The organism is Streptomyces sp. NPDC102258 (genome assembly GCF_055584685.1).
The window spans coordinates 17,066-41,222 of the sequence record NZ_JBVJLO010000024.1 but is presented as its reverse complement, the minus strand read 5'-3'; the positions used below and the strand labels follow the sequence as shown (position 1 = coordinate 41,222).

The 24,157-nt window shown below is 74.5% G+C and carries 18 protein-coding genes; 17 read left to right on the top strand and 1 reads right to left on the bottom strand.

The annotated features are described in order from the left end of the window. Positions 1-50 precede the first annotated feature (50 nt). Positions 51-908, bottom strand: a complete 858-nt coding sequence (locus ACZ6ZT_RS30675; protein WP_469723411.1) for a helix-turn-helix transcriptional regulator — start codon at positions 906-908, stop codon at positions 51-53. A gap of 301 nt (positions 909-1,209) precedes the next feature. On the opposite strand from ACZ6ZT_RS30675, the gene ACZ6ZT_RS30670 reads away from it, so the two are divergent. The 17 genes from ACZ6ZT_RS30670 (at position 1,210) to ACZ6ZT_RS30590 (ending at position 24,155) form a co-directional block, all read left to right on the top strand. Next, the gene (locus ACZ6ZT_RS30670; RefSeq protein ID WP_469723409.1) at positions 1,210-1,449 is read left to right on the top strand and encodes a hypothetical protein; all 240 of its coding nucleotides are present in this window, start codon (positions 1,210-1,212) and stop codon (positions 1,447-1,449) included. Positions 1,450-1,523: 74 nt separating this feature from the next. After that, positions 1,524-2,387, top strand: a complete 864-nt coding sequence (locus ACZ6ZT_RS30665) for a thioesterase II family protein (RefSeq protein WP_469723408.1) — start codon at positions 1,524-1,526, stop codon at positions 2,385-2,387. A 40-nt stretch (positions 2,388-2,427) separates the two neighbouring features. Further along, complete coding sequence (locus tag ACZ6ZT_RS30660) at positions 2,428-3,339, top strand: isocitrate lyase/PEP mutase family protein (RefSeq protein WP_469723406.1); 912 nt, start codon at positions 2,428-2,430, stop codon at positions 3,337-3,339. Beyond that, positions 3,336-4,376, top strand: a complete 1,041-nt coding sequence (locus ACZ6ZT_RS30655; protein WP_469723405.1) for a beta-ketoacyl-[acyl-carrier-protein] synthase family protein — start codon at positions 3,336-3,338, stop codon at positions 4,374-4,376. The genes ACZ6ZT_RS30660 and ACZ6ZT_RS30655 overlap by 4 nt, the downstream gene beginning before the upstream one ends. Position 4,377: 1 nt before the next feature. Then, positions 4,378-6,702, top strand: coding sequence for an iron-containing redox enzyme family protein (locus ACZ6ZT_RS30650; protein WP_469723404.1), 2,325 nt, complete (start codon positions 4,378-4,380; stop codon positions 6,700-6,702). An 11-nt stretch (positions 6,703-6,713) separates the two neighbouring features. After that, entirely contained in the window at positions 6,714-7,910 is a 1,197-nt protein-coding gene (locus ACZ6ZT_RS30645) for an acyl-CoA dehydrogenase family protein (RefSeq protein WP_469723403.1), read from the top strand. A gap of 50 nt (positions 7,911-7,960) precedes the next feature. After that, the gene (locus ACZ6ZT_RS30640) at positions 7,961-9,136 is read left to right on the top strand and encodes a hypothetical protein (RefSeq protein ID WP_469723402.1); all 1,176 of its coding nucleotides are present in this window, start codon (positions 7,961-7,963) and stop codon (positions 9,134-9,136) included. A 90-nt stretch (positions 9,137-9,226) separates the two neighbouring features. Further along, on the top strand, positions 9,227-10,297 hold the full coding sequence (locus ACZ6ZT_RS30635; RefSeq protein WP_469723401.1) for a saccharopine dehydrogenase: 1,071 nt from the start codon (positions 9,227-9,229) through the stop codon (positions 10,295-10,297). Next, positions 10,287-11,486, top strand: a complete 1,200-nt coding sequence (locus ACZ6ZT_RS30630) for a saccharopine dehydrogenase C-terminal domain-containing protein (RefSeq protein ID WP_469723400.1) — start codon at positions 10,287-10,289, stop codon at positions 11,484-11,486. Before ACZ6ZT_RS30635 ends, ACZ6ZT_RS30630 begins: the two co-directional genes overlap by 11 nt. Beyond that, positions 11,483-12,853 carry an ATP-grasp domain-containing protein gene (locus ACZ6ZT_RS30625; RefSeq protein ID WP_469723399.1) on the top strand — a complete coding sequence of 457 codons (1,371 nt, stop codon included), beginning with the start codon at positions 11,483-11,485 and terminating at the stop codon, positions 12,851-12,853. Before ACZ6ZT_RS30630 ends, ACZ6ZT_RS30625 begins: the two co-directional genes overlap by 4 nt. Continuing rightward, on the top strand, positions 12,843-14,102 hold the full coding sequence (locus tag ACZ6ZT_RS30620) for an MFS transporter (RefSeq protein ID WP_469723397.1): 1,260 nt from the start codon (positions 12,843-12,845) through the stop codon (positions 14,100-14,102). Before ACZ6ZT_RS30625 ends, ACZ6ZT_RS30620 begins: the two co-directional genes overlap by 11 nt. Positions 14,103-14,159: 57 nt before the next feature. Further along, positions 14,160-15,488: a lysine N(6)-hydroxylase/L-ornithine N(5)-oxygenase family protein gene (locus ACZ6ZT_RS30615; RefSeq protein WP_469723395.1), complete on the top strand. Its 1,329-nt coding sequence runs from the start codon at positions 14,160-14,162 to the stop codon at positions 15,486-15,488. After that, positions 15,488-16,699 carry an NAD(P)/FAD-dependent oxidoreductase gene (locus ACZ6ZT_RS30610; RefSeq protein WP_469723394.1) on the top strand — a complete coding sequence of 404 codons (1,212 nt, stop codon included), beginning with the start codon at positions 15,488-15,490 and terminating at the stop codon, positions 16,697-16,699. The genes ACZ6ZT_RS30615 and ACZ6ZT_RS30610 overlap by 1 nt, the downstream gene beginning before the upstream one ends. After that, on the top strand, positions 16,696-18,981 hold the full coding sequence (locus ACZ6ZT_RS30605; RefSeq protein ID WP_469723393.1) for a class I tRNA ligase family protein: 2,286 nt from the start codon (positions 16,696-16,698) through the stop codon (positions 18,979-18,981). The genes ACZ6ZT_RS30610 and ACZ6ZT_RS30605 overlap by 4 nt, the downstream gene beginning before the upstream one ends. After that, positions 18,978-22,274: a non-ribosomal peptide synthetase gene (locus ACZ6ZT_RS30600; RefSeq protein WP_469723392.1), complete on the top strand. Its 3,297-nt coding sequence runs from the start codon at positions 18,978-18,980 to the stop codon at positions 22,272-22,274. The genes ACZ6ZT_RS30605 and ACZ6ZT_RS30600 overlap by 4 nt, the downstream gene beginning before the upstream one ends. After that, on the top strand, positions 22,271-23,887 hold the full coding sequence (locus ACZ6ZT_RS30595; protein ID WP_469723391.1) for an AMP-binding protein: 1,617 nt from the start codon (positions 22,271-22,273) through the stop codon (positions 23,885-23,887). The genes ACZ6ZT_RS30600 and ACZ6ZT_RS30595 overlap by 4 nt, the downstream gene beginning before the upstream one ends. After that, the gene (locus ACZ6ZT_RS30590) at positions 23,880-24,155 is read left to right on the top strand and encodes an acyl carrier protein (RefSeq protein ID WP_469723390.1); all 276 of its coding nucleotides are present in this window, start codon (positions 23,880-23,882) and stop codon (positions 24,153-24,155) included. Before ACZ6ZT_RS30595 ends, ACZ6ZT_RS30590 begins: the two co-directional genes overlap by 8 nt. Positions 24,156-24,157 lie beyond the last annotated feature (2 nt).

Here is a 24,157-nt window from a genome sequence, read left to right as displayed (position 1 = left end):
TGCTCCCCCTCCCGCGGCCATCCGCGGCCATCCGCGGGAGGGGGAGCACCTCACAGAACGTACGTGGCTTCGTTGCGGCCCAGCAGATAGCCGAGCTGTAATCGGTTGAGCGCGCCCAACTCCTGCTTGATGGCGGCGATATGGGCCTGGAGGGACCGTTCGCTGATGCCGATGCGGCGGGCGATGGCCTTGTCCGAGTAACCCTCCACCAGCAGCCGGCTGATGGACTCGCGGATCGCCGGGACCACCTCGTCGGCCGCCTTCGCCGCGTGCAGCGGGACGAAGGGAAAGGGTTTCGCCCGGTCCCAGGCCTTGTCGAAGGTGTCCCGGAGAAATCGTACGATCGTCGGTTCGGTAATGGAGATCGCCGTGGTACGGTCCTCGTTCGCCGAAATGAACGCCACATCATCGACAATGATCAAACGGTCAAAGAATTCTTCAAGAGTGCGAACCTGGGCTCCGTATTCCGTAACCGCGCGGACATATTCCTTGGTCGCCTCGTCGAATCGCGTGGTGTGCTGATACAGGGTCCGCATGGCGATCCCCGCCGAGATGTGCCGGCGTACGGATTCCAGCGCGTCCTTCAGCACCGCGCTCGGCCGCGCCCCGTCGGGCTGCGCGGTGAGGATGTCCCGCCGGACCGAGCCCAGCGCCTCGTTGATCGCCGTCGAAATGCTGCCCAGGCCATGCAGGTAGCGGACCCCGGGCCCCACGACGACCTCGTCCGGACCGGCGTCGATGGCCTGCGCCTGCGCCGGCCGCTGGGCCTGCTGCGCGGCCTCCTGCGCCAGCAGGCCCAGGTGCGTTGCGAGTTCCCGCAAGAACGCCTGCGGTTCCCCCGCCGCAGCCGCGCACAGCGCTTCAGGTGCACCGCTCTGTGCGGTTTTGACGTATTTGACTACGTCCACGTGCCCCCCTTGTCTGTCCGGTATGCAGCTGTTTGAGGCGGTCTAGACCCCGTGGGTTCCCGCAATGCGTAAACCGGAGCCATCGTAGGTCTACCTGGTCTCGAGTCGGCAGGGGAGATTTGGTCTCACCGCAGGAACGAACACCGAGAAGGCGCACCGGAGATCAGCACCGCCGGAAACCGCCTCGGTTTGGCGTTCCTGGAATGACCGAACACGAAACGACTTGAGGGGACTGGGCAAAATGGGGAAGAACCACATGGTGACTCGTCGGGCCGGGCGCGTTTCGGGAATCCGAGGCCGCATGGTACTCGCCTCGGCGGGCATCGCCCTCGGCCTGGGCACCGTGGTCACCGGCCTCGCCGCCCAGGGGGCCCTCCCGGCCGACTCCGCGAGCCACCTGCGCCTCGGCGACGTCGGCTGGAACCACGCGAACCCGCACGTCGTGGCGGGTGACGCCGGTGACGTCGGCTGGAACAGCACGCAGCCCGGCACCACCCCGGCCCCCACCCCCACCTCGACCAACGACGTTGGCTGGAACTGATCCCTCACCAGGGCCCGTCCTGCACTGCTTCCCCTCCCGCCACCGACCGACCGGCAAAGGAATGGCTGATCCTCGTGGTTGCCTCCCCCTGGTTCCTGACCTCCGAGCCCGCGGCCGGCCCTGACCCCGTCGCAGCCGCCCCCGCCGCGGCCGCCCCCGTCGCGGCCCACCCCCTCGCGGCCGACCACCCCGCCGCCCGCCTCTACTGCTTCCCGCACGCCGGCGGCAACCCCCGGACCTTCCTCGGCTGGCAGCCCGCCCTGGAGCGCGACGCCCGGATCCTCGCCGTCTGCCCGCCCGGCCGCGGCCACCGCTTCCGCGAACCGGCCCCCGCCTCGTTCGCCGACCTCGCCGACGGCGCCGCCGCCGCCATCGCCCTCGACGCCACCGCCGCCGACCGGCCCTTCCTCCTCTTCGGCCACAGCTTCGGCGCGGCCCTCGCCTTCGAGGTCGCCCGCCGCCTCGACGGCGTACGCGGCTTCGCCGGCCTCGTCGCCTCCGGCTGCTCCGCCCCCTCCCTGCTGCCCACCCCCCGCGTGATCGAGGCCGCCGGCCTGGAGGGCCGCGCCTTCGCCGAGGCCGTCCGGTTCTTCGGCGGACTGCCGCCGGAGGTGCTGGAGGACGAGGCGGTCCAGGAACTCCTCCTGCCGCACCTGCTGGCCGACTTCCGGATGGTCGCCGGCTACCGCTACCACCCGGCCGAGCCGCTCACCGTCCCGCTCACCCTGGTCAACGGCACCGAGGACCCGCACGTCAGCCCCGCCGCGCTCGGCCCCTGGGCCCACGAGTGCGCGGCCGAGCCGGACCACCACTGGGTGCCGGGCGGCCACTTCTACTTCGAGGACCGGCCGCACGCGGTCACCGCCGTCCTGGGCCCGCTGGCCCGCGCGGCAGCCGGCGCGGCCCGCAGCGGAGATGAGTACGTTGAGCTGATCTAGACCCACCGGCCGACGCACCCCTGCACCCTGCGAGGACCCCATGACCAGCACCCCCGACGCGGCCCGCCTCCGACGCGCCGTCACCTTCCGCGACCTGCACAACGGCCCCGCCCCCTTCGTCGTCCCGAACCCCTGGGACGCCGGAGCCGCCCGCATCCTGGCCTCCTTCGGCTTCCCCGCCCTCGCCACCACCGGCGCCGGGCTGGCCCACAGCCTCGGCCGCCCCGACGGCGCCGGGCGGCTCAGCCGGACCGAGATCCTCGACAACGCGGCCGCGATCGTCGACGCCACCGGACTGCCCGTCACCGCCGACCTGGAGAGCGGCTTCGGGGACCGGCCCGAGGACGTCGCCGAGACCATCCGGCTGGCGGCCGCCGCCGGCCTGGTCGGCGGCTCCGTCGAGGACTCCACCGGCCGCGACGGCGACCCGGTGCGCCCGCTCGGCGAGGCCGTCGAGCGCGTCGCCGCCGCCGTGGAGGCGGCGAAGGGGCTCGGCTTCCCCTTCACCGTCACCGCCCGCGCCGAGAACTTCTTCCAGGGCCTGCCCGACCTCGACGACACCATCCGCCGCCTCCAGGCGTACGAAGCCGCCGGCGCGGACGTGCTCTACGCCCCCGCCCTCCCCGACGCCGACGCCATCCGCGCCGTCTGCTCCTCCGTCGGCCGGCCCGTCAACGTCCTGATGACCGGCGCGCTGAAGCTGTCCGTCGCCGACCTCGGGGACCTCGGCGTGCGCCGCGTCAGCACCGGCTCGGCCCTGTCCCGGGCCGCCCTCGGCGCCCTCGTCCGGGCCGCCCGCGAGATCACCGGGTCCGGCACGTTCGGCTTCGCCGCCGACGCCCTCCCGTACGCCGAGGCCAACGCACTCCTGGCCGCCGCCCCCGACGCCATCTCCGCCGCCCCCGCCCCGTCCGCCCCGCCCGCCGACCGAGAGAGCGATCCGGCACCGTGAGCCTTCCGTACGCGTCACCCGCCGCCCCCGCGTCACCCGCGGCGGCCCCCGTCCACCTCTCCGCGCCGGGCTACGTCCTCGGCGAACTGCCCGCCGACCACACCACGGTCGAGGCCCTGGCCGAGCGGGCCCGCCAGTTCGGGATGCCTCCCCGCGCCGGACTGTGGGGCTGGGGCACGGTCCACCGCACCGCCAAGTCCCTGGAGGCCCTCGCCGCCGAGACCGCCCGCGCCACCCTCGACGGCGCGGGCGCCGCCCCGGCGGACGTGGACTGCCTCATCGTGTGCTCCACCCGCTTCCCCGGCGGCCCGCGCACCCACGGCGCCTTCGTGGAGAACGTGCTGGCCGCCACCGGCCTCGGCGCCGCCGCCTTCACCGGCCTCACCCTCGGCCGCTGCGGCAACCTCCTGGCGGGCATCCGCACCGGCCAGGCGTACGTCGCCGCCGGCATGTACCGCCGGGTGCTGGTCGTCACCACCGACCGGGTCACCGACGAGTCCGTCCGCATGGAGAACTTCGCCCTCTTCAGCGACGGCGCCGCCTCCTGCCTGATCAGCGCCGACCCGCTGGGCCCGGACGCGTACGAGATCGTCGCGGGCGCCACCGCGCAGGACCCGGCGGGCCTCGACTGGTCGAACGAGATCAGCTCCGACCTCGCCCGCGAGGTCAACCGGCGGATCCTGGACGAGACCGGGATGAAGATCGGCGACATCCAGGGGGTGCTCCACCCCAACCTCTACCAGCCGCTCGTCGTCCTCAAGGAACGCCAGGCGGGCTTCACCCGCGAGCAGCTCTACCTCGACAACATCCCGCGCGTGGGCCACTGCTTCGCCGCCGACCCGCTGATCAACCTGGTCGACCGGCAGCGGGCCGGCGAACTGCGGCCCCGCGGGCACTACCTGCTCGCCTCCAGCGTCCCGGGCGTCCGCATCGCCGTCCTCCTGCGCAGGCTGCCGCAGGGCACCACCGACGCCACCACCGCCGCCGCCACTGCCGTCACCGCCACCGCGACCGCCGCCCGCCACGGGGAGCACTGACATGAGCGCGTACCCCACCCCCGGCGCCACCGGCGAGGAAACCTCCCTCGACATGGCGCGCGGCTTCTACGCCCCCACCCACGCCCTGCCCGACCTGACCACCTCGCTGCCCGCCAGCCCCTTCGAGGCCTCCCCGGCCGGCGCCGCCGAGGGCGCGCGGATCGCCGCGCTGCCGCCCGCCGGGCTGTTCCGGCGGCTGCTCGCCGACCAGGAGAGCGAGGGCGTCCTGGTCGCCGCCCGCCGGGTCCTGGCCGCCTTCCTCGCCCCCGAGCCCGACGAGCCCGGACCCGCCGAGCCCGCCGACGCCGACGCCGTCGCCGCGCAGGTGCTGGCCGCCCGCGCCGAACTCGCCGCCGTGCTCGCCCCCTTGCGCGGCCACCCCGACCCCGAGGTGCGCACCGCCGTGCTGCGCCAGCGCGCCCCCCTCGCGCTGACCGGCGGCTGCTGGCTCGACACCCTCTCGCAGGCCGCCACCCAGCCCGCCGAGATCGTCGGCCGGCTCTTCGGCCAGCACTGGCTCCTCCAGGGCGAGGGCACCGCCGAGGCCGGGATGCTCGGCCGCCGCCGCCGGGCCCTGACCGGCGCCGGGGTGTTCCTGCCCGGGGTGGAGGCCGCCGCCTTCCTCGACGACACCGCCGCCCGCCCGCTGACCGCCCTGCACGGCGCCTTCCACCTGGCCCTGTCCCGGCTGCCGGCCTCCTTCCTCCCCGAGGTCGTCGGCGTCCACTACGCCGCCCACGCCCTGGGCCTGGACGACCTGCTGCTCGGCATCGAACCGATGCTCGCCGAGAGCGACGTACGCCCCCTGCTCGCCGACTACCTGGCCTTCACCGAGCAGTCCCCGACCGGGGCCGAGGACCGCCGCCGCGCGCTGGCCGCCGTACGGCTCCTCGTACGCCTGGAGCGCGAGCACACCGCCGCCCTCGCCGAGCTCGCCGCCTGGTACGACGGCCTGTCGCTCGACGCCAAGGTCGCCCGGATCGTGGAGCGGCACGCCCCGCACGCGGGCCGCCAGCACCGCGCGGTGCGCCTGGGCGCCCGCAAGCTCACCGACTGGCTGGACGACGACCGGCTCGACGCGGCCGCCTTCGTACGGGAGTTCCGCACCGCCCGCCAGATCCGGCCCGCCCGCGACGGCGGCCCCTGCCGCTTCCTGAAGTCCATCAAGTTCGGCGGCCCGATGTTCGGCATCTTCGACGAGCGGGAGGCGGCCGTACTCGCCGACTGGGCGCGGGCCGTCGCCGCCGGCGAGCCCGCCGGAGCCGACCTGGTGGCGAGCACCGCGGGCGACGAGCCGGCCCGCGCCTGGAGCGGCCGGCTGGCCACCGTGGAGCCCGCCGGGATGCTGGTGCGCGAGCCCGAGGGCCCCGCCGACCACCGCCGCTTCTTCCACCGCCTGGTCACCTTCGAGCGCCACCCGAACGTGCTGCCGCTGGCCCGGGCCCGCGCCGAGGCCGGGCTCGCCGACGCCGAACTGCTCTTCGAGCACGGCGCGGGCGGCGCCCTGACCGACGCGAGCTGGTTCCCGTACACGCCCGAGGCGCTGCTGGAGCGGGTCGAGCGGATCTACTGGGACAAGCTGGTGGACCCGTACGAGCCGCTCACCGAGATCCCCTCCCGCGACGAGGTGGTCTTCGAGCAGTCCACGTACGCGCTCGGCAGCCTCATCGACGGCACCTGGGCCCACCGCGTCGCCAACCTCGGCCGCCGCGGCCGGCGCAGCGACGACCTGCTCTTCTCCATCTACGCGGACGAGATGGGCCGCGGCGACATGGCCAAGAACCACATCACGATCATCCACAAGGTGCTGGCCAGCATGGACATGGACCTGCCGCACATCCGGCAGGAGGCGTTCCTGCACCAGGGCGACCTGCCGGACCACCTGTACGGCTTCTCCATCCACCAGGTCTGCCTGTCGCTGTTCCCCGACAGCCTCTACAACGAGATCCTCGGCTACAACCTGGGCATCGAGATGTTCGGCCTCGGCGCGATGCGGCTGCACGAGATCCAGAAACTGCGCCGACACGGCCTGGACGTCTCCTACGAAGAGGCCCACCTGTCCATCGACAACTTCTCGGCCGGGCACGCCCGCCAGTCGGCCGACATCGTCGTGGCCTACCTGGACGACGTGCGGCGCGGCTCGGGCGAGGAGGCCGTCCAGCGCGAGTGGCGCCGGATCTGGCGCGGCTACGCCTCCTTCGCCTACTTCGTGGAGCACGGCCTGGTGAAGCGGGTCCGCGCCGAGGCGGCCGCCGCCGGAGCCGTCACCGAGGCCGCCGAGGCCGCCGCCGAACCGGTCGACGCCCCCGCCGACCTGGTCATCTGAGGAGCCGGACGATGGAACTGACGACGAGCTTCGACCCCGAGGTCATCGCCCTGCCCTTCTACGAGGACTCCCACCGCCGGCTCGCCGAGTCGGCCGGAGCCTGGTGCGACAGCAACCGGGTGCTGTGGGAGGAGATCCGCACCCTCGACCCGGACACCGCCGGACGCCGCCTCGTCCGCGCCCTCGGCGCGGCGGGCTGGCTCGCCGAACTGGACCCGAGCGGGGCCCCGGTGGCGGACTTCCGGGCCGTGTGCCTGCGCCGCGAGGCCCTCGCGTACGCCGAGGACCTCGCCGACTTCGCCTTCTCCATCCAGGCGCTGGCCGCGACCCCGCTGCTGCGCTTCGGCAGCGAGGCGCAGCGCCGCCGCTACCTGCCCGGGATGGCCGCCGGAACCCTGATCGGGGCCTTCGCGGTCTCCGAGAAGGAGGCCGGCTCCGATGTGGCCTCGGTGGGGCTGGCGGCTGTCCGCGACCCGGCGGACGGCTCGTACGTCCTCGACGGGCGCAAGGCCTGGATCGCCAACGGGACCATCGCCGACGTGTTCGTGGTCATCGCCCGCACCGGCCAGGGCCCCGGCCCGCTGGGCCTGTCGGCCTTCCTGGTGCCGAGGGACACGCCCGGCCTGCGGGTCGAGCGGGTCGACGCGATCGCCCCGCGTTCCTTCGCGCACCTGTCCTTCGAGGAGTGCCGGCTGCCCGCGGACGCGCTGCTGGGCCGGCCGGGCAAGGGGTTCGTGGTCGCCGTCGACCTGCTGGAGCGCTTCCGTACGACGGTCGGCGCGGCCGCGCTCGGCTTCGCCCGGCGGGCCTTCGACACCGCGCTCGCCCACGTCCTCGGACGGGAGGCGTACGGGGCCACGCTGTTCGACCTCCAGCTGGTCAAGGCCTCCCTCGCCGACATGGAGGTGCAGCTGAACGCGGCGGCGCTGCTGGTGGCGCGGGCCGCCTGGGAGACCGACCGGGGCAGCCGCCGGTTCGCCCGGCACTCCAACATCGCCAAGGTGCACGCCACCGAGGCCGCCCAGGCGGTGGTCGACTCCGCCGTGCAGCTGCTCGGAGCCGCGGGCATCGTGCAGGGTTCCGTCACCGAGCGGCTGTACCGGCAGATCCGGTCCCTGCGCATCTACGAGGGCACCTCGGAGGTGCTCAGGATGGCCATCGCGGGCTCCCTCGACATGCGCAGGGCGGCCCGCGTGAGCGCCGCCTGACCGACCTTCACCCGCTGTGCCCGCACCGCCCGTCCGGCAAGGAGATGTCCGTGAGCACCACCACCGTCAGCCCCGTCGAGGCCGTCCGCCTCGCCGATCCCTACCCCTTCTACGCGCGCCTGGTGGCCGAGCGCCCCTTCGCCTTCGACGAGGCGCTCGGGGCGTGGGTGGCCGCGGACGCGGCCGCGGTGCGCGCGGTGCTCGGCAGCGGTGTGCTGCGGGTACGGCCGGTGGAGCGGCCGGTTCCGGCCGGGATCGCGGGCACGGCGGCCGGGGAGGTGTTCGGACAGCTGGTACGGATGACGGACGGGGCGGCGGCCGCCCGGCTGAAGGGGGTCGTCGCCGGGGCCCTGGCCCGCGCCGACACCGGGTACGCGGCCGCGCTGGCGGCCCGCTTCACCCGGGAGGCGCTCGCCGCGGGCGGTGAAGCCCCGTACGAGGAGCTGATGTTCGGGGTCCCGGCCCGGGTGGTCGCGGTGCTGGCCGGGCTGGCGGGCGGCGCCGAGCGGGAGGCGGCGCGCGCGATCGCCGACTTCGTCCGCTGCATCCCGCCGACCGCGACCCCGGCCGACCACGCGGCGGCGGCGGTGGCCGCCGAGCGGCTGCGCGCCCTGCTGGGCCCCGGCCTCGACGCGGCCTCGGCGGCCGTGTCCGACGCCGGGGCGGCCTCCGGCGCCGGACCCGGAGCCGGGCCGGCCCGGGGGCTGCTCGCCGAGCTGGTGCGGGCCGCCGACCGGGACGGGTGGGTGGAGTCCGGGCCGCTGCTCTCCAACGCCATCGGCTTCCTCTCCCAGACCTACGACGCCACCGCCGGCCTCATCGGCAACACCCTGGTCGCCCTCGCCCGGGGCGGCCCGGCCCCCGACACCGGCGCCCTCGTCCGCGAGGTGGTCCGGCACGACGCCCCCATCCAGAACACCCGCCGCTTCGCGGCCGGGGCCTTCACCCACGCCGGCTCCACCGTGGAGCCGGGGCAGCAGGTCCTGGTGGTGCTCGCCGCCGCCAACCGGGACCCCGCCGTCAACCCCGACCCCCACACCCTCCTCCCCGGCCGGGTGAATCCCGTGGTCTTCACCTTCGGCGCGGCGGCCCACCGCTGCCCGGGGGAGGAGCTCGCGGTGGCCCTGGCGACCGCCGTGGTCACCGAGGTGCGCACGGCAGGCTTGGCCACCACCGCGACCCCCGCCTACCGCCCTCTGGCGAACGCCCGGATCCCGCACCTCTAGCGCGCAGGCACCTCCAGGACACCGCCCCCGCAACCGCGCACAGGCCGGGGGTTGACCACCCCTATGCCTTCAGACGGGACAAACCGCACCATGTCGGACAGCACTCATCTCTGGATGCGCCACGAGGCCCGCCCCACCGAGCGGCGCGCCCCCCTCACCCCCGAAGACGCCGCCCGCCTCGTCGAGGCCGGTGTACGGATCACCGTCGAGGAGTCGGACCAGCGCGCCTTCCCCCTCACCGCGTACGCCGCCGCCGGCTGCGCCACCGCCCCCACCGCCTCCTGGCACGCGCAGGCCCCCGACGACGCCTACGTCCTCGGCCTCAAGGAACTCCCCGGCGGACCCGGCGCCCCCGCCCTGCGCCACCGCCACATCTACTTCGCCCACGCCTACAAGGGCCAGGCCGGCGCCGCCGAACTCCTCGCCCGCTTCAGCGCGGGCGGCGGCGCCCTCCTCGACCTGGAGTACCTCACCGACGCAGCCGGCCGCCGCGTCGCCGCGTTCGGCTACTGGGCCGGATACGTCGGCGCCGCCCTCGCCGTCCTGCACCACCGCGGCGCCCTCACCACCCCGCTGCGCCCCACCGACCGCGCCGCCCTCGACGCCCTCCTCGCCTCGGGCGGCGCCCCCGATGACCCGACCACCGCCCTGGTCGTCGGCGCCCTCGGGCGCAGCGGCCGCGGCGCCTGCGACGCCCTGGAGCGGGCCGGGATCACCCCGGTCCGCTGGGACCTCGCCGAGACCCGCTCCCTGGACCGGGCCGCCCTGCTCGCCCACGACCTCATGGTCAACACCGTCCTGACCACCACCCCCGTGGCGCCCTTCCTGACCAAGGCCGACCTCGACGACCCGGCCCGGCGCCTCGGCCTGCTCTCCGACGTCACCTGCGACGTCACCTCCGACTGCAACGTCCTGCCCGTCTACGACGAGACCACCACCTGGGCGGAACCCGTCCGCACCCTGCGCGCCGAGGCGCCCCGCCTCGACCTCATCGCCATCGACAACCTCCCCTCCCTCCTCCCCGTCGAGGCCAGCACCGTCTTCTCCGCCGAACTCGCCCCGCACCTGGCGCGGCTGGCCGAGGGGGACGGCGTCTGGGACCGCGCCCTGACCACCTACCGGACGGCAGTCGAAGCCCTGGAGGCCCCCCTTGTCCGCTGACCCCTCCGCGCCCGGCGCGGCCCCGGCGTCCGGCACCGTCCACTGGATAGGCACCGGCCTGTCCACCGGCCGGTCCGGCCTCTCCCTCCTGTGCGAGCGCGCCCGCCGGGTGGTCCTGTGGGACCGCACCGCCGAGCGCGCCGCCGCCCGCCTGGCCGCCCACGGCCTGGCGGGCCGCGCGGAGACCGCCGCCCTCACCCCGGCCGCCCTGGCGGCCGCGGTGGGCCCCGGCGACGTCCTCGTCTCCATGCTCCCGGCCGCCGAACACGCCCCGCTGCTGCGGCTGGCGACCGACCGCGGCGCCCACTTCGCCTGCACCAGCTACGTCTCCCCGGAACTGACCGCACTGGCCGCCGAGGCCGCCACGAGGACCCGTACGGTCGTCCTCACCGAAGCCGGACTCGACCCCGGCATCGACCACCTGATGGCCCACGACCTGGTCGCCCGGGGCCGCGAGGCCATCGGCTCCGCCCCGGCGACCGCCGAGTTCACCTCCTACTGCGGCGGCGTCCCGGCCGTCCCCAACTCCTTCCGCTACCGCTTCAGCTGGGCCCCGTACGGGGTCCTCGCCGCGCTCGGCTCCCCGGCCCGGCACATCGACGCCGGGGCCGAGCGCACCGCCGCCCGCCCCTGGGAGGCCACCCGGCCGCTGACCCTGGCGGGCGAGGAGTTCGAGGCCTACCCCAACCGCGACAGCCTCCCCTTCGTCGCCCAGTACGGCATCCCCGACCAGTGGCAGCTCGCCACCTTCGTCCGCGGCACCCTGCGCAACGCGGGCTGGCGCACCGCCTGGAAGGAGGTCTTCGACACCGTCGCCGCCGGCGACCCGGAGGCCGTCCGCGCCCTGGCCGCCGCCCTCGCCGCCCGCCACCCCACCACCCCCGCCGACCGCGACCGCGTCGTGCTGTCGGTCGCCCTGGAACTGCGCACCGCCGCCGGGACCCGCTGGCGCGGCTCCCACCTGCTGGACCTCACCGGCGACGCCGACGAGTCCGCGATGGCCCGCTGCGTCTCCCTGCCCGTCGCCTACGGCGTGACCCGCATCCTGGCCGGCGCCCTGCCCGCCGGACTCGTCCGCGCCGCCGGAACGCCCCGCGAGACCACCCGCTGGCTCTCCTTCCTCGCCGCCCACGGCCTGGGCGGCACCCGCGAAGAAACCTCCTCCACCCCCTCAGGAGTCCCGGCATGAGCCTCCCGACCGCGCCCCCGGCCCGCCCCGCCGGCACCACCGGCCCGCTCCCGGAGGCCTTCGTCCTCACCGGCGCCTTCCGGGTCGTCTGCCGCAACCCCCGCTACCTGGAGGAACTCGCCGCCCGCGGCCTGAAGATCCTCCTGATCACCCCCGAGAGCCACCGCGAGGCCGCCGAGAGCGCCCGCAAGGACCCCGAGCACCCGGCCTCGCTGATCGACGAGATCGCGTACGTGGACGGCTCCCTCGACCTCGACGGCTCCTTCACCCCCGGCTTCGCCGCCCGGGCCCGCGCCTGGAGCGGCCGTTACGCGGTGCGCGGCGCGTACGCGGTCGGCGAGACCCTGGTCGAGCAGACGGGCCTGCTCTGCGACGCCCTCGGCCTGCCCGGCCCCGGCCTGCGCGCCACCCGGGTGTGCCGCAGCAAGTACCTCCAGCGCTGGTACCTCGACGCCTTCGGCCCCGCCTGCCTGGTGGTGCCGCCCGGCGGGCGCGAGGAGGCCGACCTGACCGCGCCGGCCTACCCGGTCGTCGCCAAACCCGCCACCCGGCACTCCAGTTCCGGTGTCGTCGCCGTCGAGGACGCCGCCGCGATGCGCGTGCTGCTGGGGCAGTACCCCGAGCACGAGACCGTGCTGATCGAGGAGAAGGCCATCGGCCAGGAGTACTCGGTCGAGTCCCTCGTCCAGCACGGCGAGCTCCTCTTCACCTCCGTCACCCGCAAGGAGACCACCGAGTCCGGCGCCCGCACGTTCGTGGAGCTGGCCCACTCCGTCCCGAGCGCCCCCGGCGACGCGGACGCGGCCCTGCTCGACGCCAACCGCCGGATGCTGGGCGCCCTCGGCTTCCGCGACGGCGTCGCCCACGCCGAATGGCGCGTCGGCGCCGAGGGCCGGCCCTGCCTGATGGAGGTCGCCGCCCGCACCCCCGGCGACGGCCTGCTCGCCCTCTACCACCTGGCCACCGGCCGCCCGATGGAACCCGAGATCATCAAGATCGCCCTCGGGGAGAGCGCCGCCTACCCGGCCCCGCGCCGCTTCACCCGCCAGGTCTACCTCGACCACACCCCCGGCGTCCTCGCCGACGTCACCCTCGACTGGCCCGGCGTCCGCCCGCTGTGGGTGGGCGAGGCCGGGATGTGGCCCGAGTGGCGGCCCGGCGCGGCCGCGGACCCGGCCGCGCTGCGCGCGCTGCTCGTCCTCCAGGAGGCCGGGGCCCGGCTGCGCCCGCTCGCCAGCTCCGACGACCGGGCGGTGACCTTCCTCATCGACGCCCCGACCCCCGAGGCGCTCGACGAGGTGGAGCGGGCCGTCCGGGCCGCCGTCACCGTCGTCACCGAACCCGAGGCGGCCGACGGTGAGCACTGACGTCCGCCCCGCCGAAACCGCCCCCGCCCCCGAAGCCCCGGCCGCGTCCGCCCCCGGGGTGTGGGTGACCTTCAAGGAGGCCCCGCGCGCGGTGAAGACCGTACTGGCCGGGGTGCTCGTCAACCGGCTCAGCGGCTTCCTGCACGTCTTCCTCGTCCTCTTCCTCACCTCCGAGGGCTACTCCAAGGGCCGCACCGTCATCGCGCTGGGCGTCTACGGCGCCGGGGCCGTCGCCGGCTCCCTGGCCGGCGGCACCCTCGCCGACCGGATCGGCATCCGTAGCGCCACCGTGCTCTCCATGAGCAGCACGGCCGTGCTCACCGCCGCCCTCCTCTACCTGCCCTCCTTCTGGCTGCTGCTCGGCGCCGTCGCCCTCGTCAGCCTCGGCGCCCAGCTCTTCCGCCCCGCCTCGGCCACCCTGCTCGCCGACCAGACCGACGGCGACCGGCAGATCATGATCTTCGCGATGTACCGCTTCGGCCTCAACGTCGGCGCGACCGCCGCCCCGCTGCTGGGCTACGCCCTGTACAACGCGGGCGGCCAGACGTACACCCTGCTGTTCTGGGGCGAGGCCGTCCTCGCCCTGGCCTACGCGCTGATCGCCCGGGCCACCCTGCCCGCCAGGGCCCGTACCCGGGGCGCCGCCCGCGCGGCCAGCGGGCCGGCCGCCGGCGGCGGGTACGGCGCCGTCCTGCGCGACCGGCGCTACCTGCTCTACCTCGTCGCCGCCTTCTTCCACTCCGCCGTCTACATGCAGTACCTGTCCACCCTCCCGCTGTCCCTGAAGGACGCCCACATCGCGCTCTTCTGGTACACCTTCGCGGTCGCGCTCAACGGCTTCATCGTCATCGCCTTCGAGCTGCTGGTCACCAAGATGTCCCAGCGCTGGCCCCTGAAGATCACCATCGGCCTGGGCTTCGCCCTCGTCGGCGCCGGCGTCGCCTGCTACGGACTGCCGATCGGGCCCGCCGCCGTGATCATCGGCACCCTGATCTGGTCGCTCGGCGAAATCCTCGGCGGGCCCGCCGTCTTCGCCTACCCGGCGGGCGCCGGGCCCGAGGCGCTGCGCTCGCGCTACATCGGCAGCTTCCAGTTCGTCTTCGGCCTGGGCTCCGCCCTCGGGCCGATGGCCGGCACCTGGCTCTTCCTCCAGTTCGGCTCGCTCGTCTGGCCGCTGGTCGGTGCCTGCTCCCTGCTCGCCACCCTGTTCGGCCTGGTCGCCGTACGCACGCGTCCGGCCGCGGCCTAGCGATCCCCCTCCCCTCCCCTCCCTTTCCCTTCCCGTATCGAACGAGAGGTTCCGACCATGGGGCACGAGAGCTTCCGGCCCGGCATCACACACTTCCGCTGCCTGGGCGTCGGCGTGGGCCCGGCCAACCTCAGCCTGGCCTCCCTGCTGCACAGCCGGCCGGACGTACCCAATCTCTTCCTGGACCGCAAGGAGTCCTTCAGCTGGCACGACGGCCAGCAGCTCCCGGGCACCACCCTCCAGGTCTCCCAGTTCAAGGACCTGGTCAGCCTCGCCGACCCGGCCAGCCCCTTCTCGTTCCTCTCCTACCTGCACGCCAAGGGGCGGGTCTACCACTTCCTCAACGCCCAGTTCGACGACGTGCCGAGGCTGGAGTTCCGCAACTACCTGGCCTGGGCCAGCCGCCGCAACGAGAACATCGTCTTCGGCGAGGGCGTCCGCGAGGTCGGCTTCGACGACGGCCTCGGCGTGTTCACCGTCCGCACCGACCAGCGCGCGCTGACCGCCGAGAACGTCGTCGTCGGCGTCGGCAGCCGCCCCTGGGTGCCGCCGCAGGGCGAAGGACAGCTCGGCCCCACCCAGTTCCACGTCGCCGACTACCTGAACGCCGCCCGCGACGTCGGCGGCAAGCGGGTCGTGGTCATCGGCGGCGGCCAGTCCGGCGCCGAGGCCTTCCTCGACCTGATCACCCGGGGCGGCTGGGAGCTGCCCCGGCGCGTCTCGTGGATCTCGCGGCGGCAGAACTACTTCCCGATCGACGACTCGCCCTTCACAAACGACTACTACATGCCCAGCCACGCCGACTACTTCTACGGACTGTCGCGCGAGCGCCGCCAGTCGCTGAACTCCCGCAACGTCCTGACCAGCGACGGCATCTCCGAGTCCACGCTGCGCGAGATCTACCAGACCATCTACGTCCACCGGTTCGTCGAGGGCAACGAGGACCTGGTGGCCCTGCACCCGGGCCGCGAGGTCTTCGACGTCAGCGCCGGGCCCTTCGGCGGCTGGGAGGTCTGCGCCCGCCACACCGGCGAGCCGGAGTCCGTGGAACGCTTCGAGGCCGACGTCGTCGTCTGGGCCACCGGTTACCGGCCCGCCGCCATGGACTTCCTCGCGCCGCTGACCGGCCGGCTGGAGCACGAGGGCGAGGAACTGCGCGTCGACGAGGACTACGCCGTCCGCTGGGACGGCCCCGCCGACCGCCGGATCTTCGTCCAGAACGGGGTGCGCGGGCAGCGCGGCCTCGCCGACCCCAACCTCAGCCTCAACGCCTGGCGCAGCCGGCGCATCGCCGACCGGCTGTGCGGCGTACGCGGCGACGAGCAGCTGGCGTCCTTCATCGAGTGGTCCACGAAGGCGCCGCAGGACGAACGGTGGAGCGCCTGATGCCCGCCACCGAGCCCCCGCGGCCCGCCGACCGCGACGACGCGGCCCTCCCCGGCCCCGCCGTCCCGGGTCCCGCCGCCGCTTGTGACCCCGCCGCCCCCGCCGGTTACCGCACCACCGCGCCCGCCGCGGGCGGGCCCGCCGGGGCGCGCACCGACGTGGCCGTCGTCGGCGCCGGGATCCTCGGCGTCCTCATCGCCCGCGAGGTCCTCGCCCGCGACCCCGGCGCCACCGTCACCGTCCTCGACCGGGACATGATCGGCTCCGGGGCCACCCGCCGCTCCGCCGGGCTGCACTTCCCGCGCGGCGCCAACGACACCGTCCGCACCCTGGCCGCCGAGAGCGAGCGCTTCTACGCCGACCTCGCCACGGCCCGCCCCGAGCTGCCCATCCACCCGCTCGGCATGACCGTCCTGGCCCCCGAGTCCGCCGAGGAACGGCTGCGCGAGGTCTACCTGCCCGAGGCGAAGCTCCGCTGGACCGGCGAACTCCCGCCCTGTTTACCGCGGTTGCCCAAGGGCCACGGGGCCTGGGAGGGCGACGGCTGCCAGTACGCCGACGTCCATGCCCTCACCCAGCTCCTCGCCGCCGGCCTGCGCGAGCGGGTCTCCTTCCGCGAGGGCGTCGCCGTCACCTCCGTCGCCGCCGGACCCGGCGGCGCCCGGCTGACCCTGACCGGCGGTGCCACCCTGAACGCCGGCCACGTGGTGATCGCCCCCGGACCCTGGCTCGCCGAACCCGCCTGGCGGGAGCTGGTCGCCCCGCTCGGGGCCCGGGTCAAGAAGATCGTCGCCCTGCACGTGGAGCGGCCGCCCGCCCCCGGGGACCGGGCCGTCGTCCTGCACGAGGAGGACGCCTTCCTGCTGCCCTTCCACCACCGCGGGCACTGGCTGTTCAGCTACACCTGCCAGGAGTGGGACGTCGACCCCGCCACCGTCGAGCCCGCCCTCACCGCCGGCCACCTGCGCGAGGCCCGCGCCCTGCTCACCCGCTACGCCCCCGCCCTGGCCGCCCACTGCCGCTCCGGCCGGGTCTTCTGCGACGCGTACGGGCCGGACCACACCCCCCTCGTCACCCCGCTGGACCCCTTCGGCCGGCTCGTGTTCGCGGGCGCCGCCGGCGGCTCCGGCTACCGGCTGGCCCCGGCGCTCGCCGCCCGCGCCGCCGATCTGATCCCCTCCCTCCCGTCCCCGCGAAAGGCCACGACATGATCATCGCGAGTTATGACGCCGACGTCCTGGAGCAGGCGTTCGGCATCGACATGAGCGGCGTCGAGGGGCTGGGCACCGGCGCCGGCTGGGGGCGCGTCGCGCCCGGCCGTGCCACCGACAGCCACCGGCACGACGAGACCGAGCTGTTCGTCATCGTCTCCGGCCGGGGCGAGTTCGTCATCGACGGCGTCCGCCACCCGGCCGCCCCCGGCACCGTCGTGCTCTTCGAGCCCTTCGAGTCCCACGTTCTTGAAAACACCAGCCCGGAGAACACCGCCGGGGACGGCGCCGACCTCGTCTTCTTCACCCAGTACTGGCGCGACGCCGAGCGCGCCGCCACCTCCGCCGCCAGCCCCGTCCGCAAGGGCTTCGGCGAGCGCCCCGTCTTCGTCTTCTCCACCCCGCCCACCCCCAACGGCGACCTGCACCTGGGCCACCTGTCCGGCCCCTACCTCGGCGCGGACGTCTTCACCCGCTACCAGCGCATGACCGGCGCCGAGGCCTACCACCTCACCGGCAGCGACGACTACCAGAGCTACGTCCTGGGCGCCGCCGCCAAGGACGGCCGCACCCCCGCCGAGACGGCCGCCCACTACAGCGCCGAGATCGCCGAGACCCTGCGGCTGATGGACATACCGCTCGACCAGTACACAGTCACCGACCAGGACCCCGGCTACCGCGAGGGCCTGCGGGACTTCTTCGGCAAGGTCGTCGCCTCCGGCGAGATCGCCGTCACCGAGACCGACGCCCTCTACGACGCCACCACCGGCCACTACCTCTACGAGGCCGACGTCAAGGGCGGCTGCCCCGGCTGCGGCGCCACCACCTCCGGCAACATCTGCGAGGAGTGCGGGGAGCCCAACACCGTCGCCGACCTCACCGCCCCCCGCTCCGCCCTCTCCGAGGCCCCGCCGACGACCGCCCCGGCCGCCCGCTGGACCCTGCCCCTGCACGCCTACGCCGGGGACGTCCGGGGCCACCACCGCCTGGGCCGCGTCCCCGCCCGGCTGCGCGAACTCGCCGACCGGCTCTTTAGCCGCCCCGACCTGAACATCCCGCTGACCCATCCCTCCGGCTGGGGCGTCGAGCCCCGCGAGGAGGGCACCGAGGGACAGGTCATCTGGGTGTGGCCCGAGATGAGTTACGGGTTCCTGCACGGCATCGAGTCCCTCGGCGCCCGCCTCGGCAAGCCCTGGAAGGCCGCCGACCCGGCCGCCGACTGGAAGATCGTCCACTTCTTCGGCTACGACAACAGCTTCTACCACGCGGTGCTCTACCCGGTCCTCTACCAGCTCGCCTTCCCCGGCTGGACCCCCGACATCGACTACCACGTCAACGAGTTCTACCTGCTGGAGGGCGAGAAGTTCTCCACCAGCCGGCGGCACGCCATCTGGGGCAAGGAGATCCTGACCCCCGACACCGTCGACGCCGTCCGCTACTTCCTCGCCGCCACCCGCCCCGAGGGCACCCGCACCGACTTCCGGCGCGCCGCCTACGAGGCCACCCTCACCGACACCCTCATCGGCACCTGGCAGCAGTGGCTGACCGACCTCGGCGCCCGCGTCGCCAAGTACCACGGCGGCCAGGCCCCCGACGCCGGGAACTGGACCGCCGAGCACTCCGCCTTCCTCGCCCGCCTCGGCACCCGCCTGGCCGCCGTCACCGGAGCCCTGCAGAACGACTCCTTCTCCCTGAACCAGGCCGCCGCCGAACTCGACGGCATCGTCCGCGACACCGTCCGCTTCTCCCGCGCCGAAGGCCTGCTCACCGACGCCCCCGGCTGGGAGAGCGAGAACCGCACCGCCGTCGCCCTCGAACTGGCCGCGGCCCGCCTCCTCGCGCACGCCGCCGCCCCCGTCATGCCCCGCTTCGCCGCCCGGCTCGCCGCCGCCCTCGGCGCGGACACCCCGGGCACGTGGCCCCGTACCGTCGAACTCCTCGCCCCCGGCAGCGCCGTCGCCCTCGCCGACGCCGTCTTCTTCCAGCCCGCCGCGCCCGCGCCGGCCGCCGAACCGGAGCTGACGCCCTGGCTCACCGGCGTCGTCCGCACCGCCCTGCGCCTCGGCGACGACGAACGGCTCGCCCACCGCACCCTCACCCAGCTCGCGGCCGGCTCCCTCCAGGCCGTCACCGTCCAGTACCAGATCCTCGACGCCCTCGACGTCGACCTGTCCATGGACGAACTCCTGCACGGCGGCACCCTCGCCGAGCTCGCCGCCGTCCTCGCCGAGCGCGCCGAGCCCGCCGCCGTCGCCGCCCTGACCTCGGGGGAGGCCCGATGAACACCCGCCGCATGCTGCGCGAGATAGCCGAGCGCGGCCTCTCCGTCACCCTCACCGACGGCGACCTGCGCCTCCAGGGCAACCGCGAGCGGATGGACCCCGAGTTCATCGCCCGCCTCAAGGCCGCCAAGCCCGGCCTCGTCGCCCACCTCGCCCGCGAGGCCGAACGCGGCCCCGGCTTCCCCCTCACCCCGCTCCAGCGCAGCTACTACCTCGGCCGCAGCGGCATCTTCGAGATCGGCGACGTCGCCAGCCACGTCTTCCACGAGATCGAGGGCGACTGGGACCTCGACCGGCTCCAGACCTCCCTCGACACCGTCGTGGCCGCGCACAGCGCCCTGCGCTCCCGCTTCCTGTCCGACGAACGCCAGGCCACCGAGTACGGCGACCACGCCCCGCGCATCGGCGTCCTCGACCTGCGCGGCCACAACCCCCGCCAGCAGGAGCTGATCCGCGCCGAACTGCGCGAGATGCGCTCCCACCAGGTCCTCCCCGCCGACCAGGCCCCCCTGCTCACCGTCGACGCCACCATCCTCGGCGACGACTCGATGGTGCTGCACGTCGGCCACGACGGGCTCGTGATGGACGGGATCAGCATGTTCCTGTTCTTCCGCGCCTGGTGGCACGCCTACCAGAACCCCGCCGCCGAGGTCCACGAGGAACTCCCCTACGAGGACTACGTCGCCGCCCTGGAAGCCGCCCGCGACCGGGCCCCCGCCCGCCGCTCCCGCCAGTACTGGACCGACCGCTGCGACGGCCTCGCCCCCCACCCCGACCTGCCGCTGCGCACCAGCCCCGCCGCCCTGACCGGCACCCGCTTCACCCAGCGCCGGGCCGGCCTCGGCCGCGCGGAGTGGAGCGCGCTCAAGGACCGGGCGACCGCCGCCGGGCTGACCCCCTCCGCGCTGCTGCTCGCCGCGTACGCGGAGACCCTCGCCACCTGGGGCGCCGGGGACCGGTTCACCCTCACCACCACCGTCGCCCACCGGCCGCCCGTGCACCCCCGCGTCTTCGAGGCCATCGGCCAGTTCTCCGACACCCTCCTGGTCGAGGCGGAGATCGACCGCTCGCTGCCGTTCGCGGAACGCGCCAAGGCCCTCCAGACCCGCCTGCACACCGACATCGACCACCGGCACTTCTCCGGCATCGAGGTGCTGAAGGAACTGGCCCGCCGGCGCGGCGGGGTGGCCGGCGCGCGGATGCCGTTCACCTTCAACAGCGCCATCGGGCACGTCAGCAGCGAGGTCGACGGATCGGCCCTGGAACTCTTCGGCAAGGAGGTCTTCTCCGTCAGCCAGACCCCGCAGGTGTGGCTCAACGCCTTCGCGATGGAGCAGCACGGCGCGCTCGTCGTCCAGCTCGACGGCATCGACGAACTCTTCTGCGCGGGACTGCTCGACGACCTCGCCCACGGCTACGAGACCCTGCTCCGCACGCTCCTCGACGAGAGCGCCTGGCGCCTCCACAGCTTCGACCTGCTCCCGCCGGCCCAGCGCGAACGGCGCCGCGAGGCCAACGACACCGCCGTGGAGCGGCCCGCGGAGATGCTCGGCGACGCCATCGTCGCCCAGGCCGCCCGCACCCCCGCCGCGCCCGCCGTGCTGACCTCCGACCGCACCATGAGCTACGGGGAGCTCCTGCACCGGGCCGCCACCGCCGCCACCTGGCTGCGCGCCCACGGCGTCGGCCGCGGCGAACTCGTCGGCCTCGTCATGCGGCGCGGCCCCGAGCAGATCGTCGGCATCCTCGCCACGGTGCTCGCCGGAGCCGCGTACCTGCCCGTGGACGCCGCGCTGCCCGCCGCCCGCCAGGACTACATGCTGGCCGACGGCGAGGTCCGCTGCGTCCTGACCAACACCGGCCGGCCCGCCACCGGCGCCCTCGCCGTCCTCGACCTCACCCAGCCCTGCTCCGGCCGCGCCGAGGTCCCCGACCGGCTGCCCGGATCCCACCCGGACGACCTCGCGTACGTCCTCTACACCTCCGGCACCACCGGCGCCCCCAAGGGCGTCATGGTCACCCACCGCAACGTCGCCAACGTCGTCGCCGACTGCCAGGAGCGCTTCGGGATCACCCCCGAGGACCGGTTCATGGCCATCAGCGCCTTCAACTTCGACCTCTCCGTCTGGGACGTCTTCGGCGCCCTCGCGGCCGGCGCGGCCCTCGTCATGCCCGACCGGGACAAGGCCGTCGACCCCGCGCACTGGCTCGACCTGTGCCGGCTGCACGACGTGAGCGTGTGGAACTCCGTCCCCGCCATCGTCGGCCTGCTGCACGGCCAGGCCCGCGCCGACGGCGCCGCACCGCCCGCGCTGCGCCTGGTCATGATGAGCGGCGACCGGCTCCCGCCCGCGCTGCCCGCCCAGCTGCGCGCCCTGCTGCCCGGCCTGGAGGTGGTCTCCCTCGGCGGCCCCACCGAGACCACCATCTGGAACATCCTGCACCCGGTCGGGGAGGACGAGGACGGCAGCGAGTCCATCCCGTACGGCCGCCCCAACGCCAACAACCGGGCGTACGTCCTGGACCGGGACGGCCTCGACGCCCCCGACTGGGTCACCGGCGAGATCGTCGCCGCCGGCACGGGCCTGGCCCGCGGCTACTGGCGGGACGCGGAGCGGACCGCCGAGCGCTTCTACGCGGACCCGGTGCGCGGCGAACGCCTCTACCGCACCGGGGACCTGGGCCGGTACCTGCCCGACGGGAACATCCAGATCCTCGGCCGCAGCGACTTCCAGATCAAGATCAACGGCTACCGGATCGAGGCCGGGGAGGTCGAGACCCGCCTCGCGGCCCTCGCCGAGGTCGCGCGCGCCGTCGTCGCCGCCCAGGGCAACCGGCTGATCGCCCACCTCGTGCCGAGCGGGAGCCACCGCCCGCACCTGAACGACCTGCGCCAGGCCCTGCGCTCCGACCTGCCCGACTACATGCTGCCCGCGGCCGTCCTGTGGCACGACGAACTGCCGCTGACCCGCAACGGCAAGGTGGACCGTACCCGGCTGGCCGCCCTGTCCGAGGCCGGACCCGGCGCGGGGGAGGCCGCGGCCACCGGCGGCAGCGCCCCCGCCACCCAGGCCGAGAAGATCCTCTGCGACATCTGGTCCACCGTCCTGCGCCGCCCCGACGTCGGCGCGCTGGACACCCTCGCCGCCCTCGGCGGCGACTCCATCGCGGCGGCCCGCATCCTCACCGCCGCCCGCAAACGCTTCGGCGTCACCCTGACCCTCGACCAGTTCGCGGAGCTGGAGACGGTCCGCGCGATGGCCGCCGCCCTCATGCCGGGAGGAAGCCGATGACGGCCGCGCACACCGCCCCGGCGCCGGTGCCCGGCCCCGGGGCCGGGCGGGGCGGCGGTCCCGTACCGCCCGGCGGGCCGGGAGCCGGCCCCACCCCCGAGACGATCCGGCGGATCGTCGACGGGCCGCCCACGGCGGGCGGGAACATCTCCGTCGCCCGGCTCGACGGGACCCGTACCGCCACCCTGCGCGAGCTGTACGACCGCTCCGGCCGGCTCGCCCACCACCTGCGAAGCCACTACGGCATCGGACCCGGCGACCGCATCGGCATCCTCGCCGCCAACAGCCTGGAATGGGTGCTCCTCGACCTCGCCGCGCTGCGCCTCGGCGCCCAGACCGCGGGCCTGGAACCGGAGAAGTTCACCCCCTCCACCGCCCTCATGGACCGCTACGGCCTGCACCTGCTCTGCACCGACCGGCCCACCGACGTACCCGACACCCTGACCACCGACGGCCTCTGGCGGCTCACGGACCCCGGCCAGGACCCCGACACTCCGCTCCCGCCCGTCCGCTGGGGCGCCACCGACGTCACCACCGTCAAGTTCACCTCCGGCAGCACCGGCGTCCCCAAGGGTCTCGGCGCCACCGCCGGCAGCGTCGACAGCTCGCTGACCGCCGTCCAGGAGATCTTCGAACACACCCCGGACGACCACCTCTTCGTCTTCCTGCCCCTCTCCCTCCTCCAGCAGCGCTACTGGGTGTACTCCGCGCTGCTGCACGGCCACGACCTCACCATCACCACCTACGAGGCCGCCTTCGCGACCCTGCGCCGGGTCCGCCCCACCGTCGTCATGGGCGTCCCCGCCTTCTACGAGAGCGCCCGCCGCACCATCGAGGGCCGGCTGCGCCGCTCCGCCGGCCGCACCCTGCCCGACGTGGCCCGGGCCCTGTTCGGCGACCGGATCCGCTACCTGTGGACCGGCTCCGCCCCCGCCTCGCCCGCCGTCCTGCGCTTCTTCACCGACGCCGGGCTGCCGATCTTCGAGGGCTACGGGCTCAACGAGACGTGCATCGTCACCAAGAACCACCCCGGCGCCCACCGCGAGGGCAGCGTCGGCAAGGCGGTCCGCGGCAAGGAGGTGGTCATCGGCGAGGACGGGGTCATCAGCGTCCGCAGCACCCACCCCGTCAACAACCACTACGCCTACGCCCGCCCCGGCGACTCCGAGAAGGTCTTCTCGCCCGACGGGACCGTCCGCACCGGCGACCTCGGCCACCTCGACGACGACGGCTTCCTCTTCGTCCACGGCCGCGCCGACGACGTCATCGTCCTCGACAACGGCAAGAAGGTCATCGTCCGGCCCATCGAGGAACTGATGCGCGCCGACCCCGCCATCGCCGAATGCGTCCTCTTCAGCCCCACCCAGACCGAACTCGTCGCCGTGGTCTCCCCGGCCGCGCAGCCCGCCGACGCCGACGCCATCGCCGCCCGGCTCGCCGCCACCAACGCCGCGACCACCCCCGACGAGCGGATCAGCCGGGTCCTGGTCGCCGACCCGCCGTTCAGCATCGGCAACGGCCTGCTCACCTCCCAGTACAAGCCCAAGCGCCCCGACATCCGGGCCGCCTACCACTCCCCGCTGCACACCCAGGAGGCCGGAATCCATGCCTGACACCGCGTCCCACATCGAAGCGGCCGCCCGCGACCAGCTCTCCCTCGTACTGATCCCCGAGGTCGAGCCGGACGCCATCGACCCCGACGCCGACATGGTCGCCGCCTACGGCCTGACCTCCCTCAACAAGGTCCTCTTCCTCACCGAGGTCTGCGAGGAGACCGGCGTCGACCTCGCCCACTTCACCGAGCACGACCTCGCCGACATGCGCACCCTGCGCGACGTCACCGACGCCCTCACCCGCCACCACGCCACCACCGGAGTCTGAGC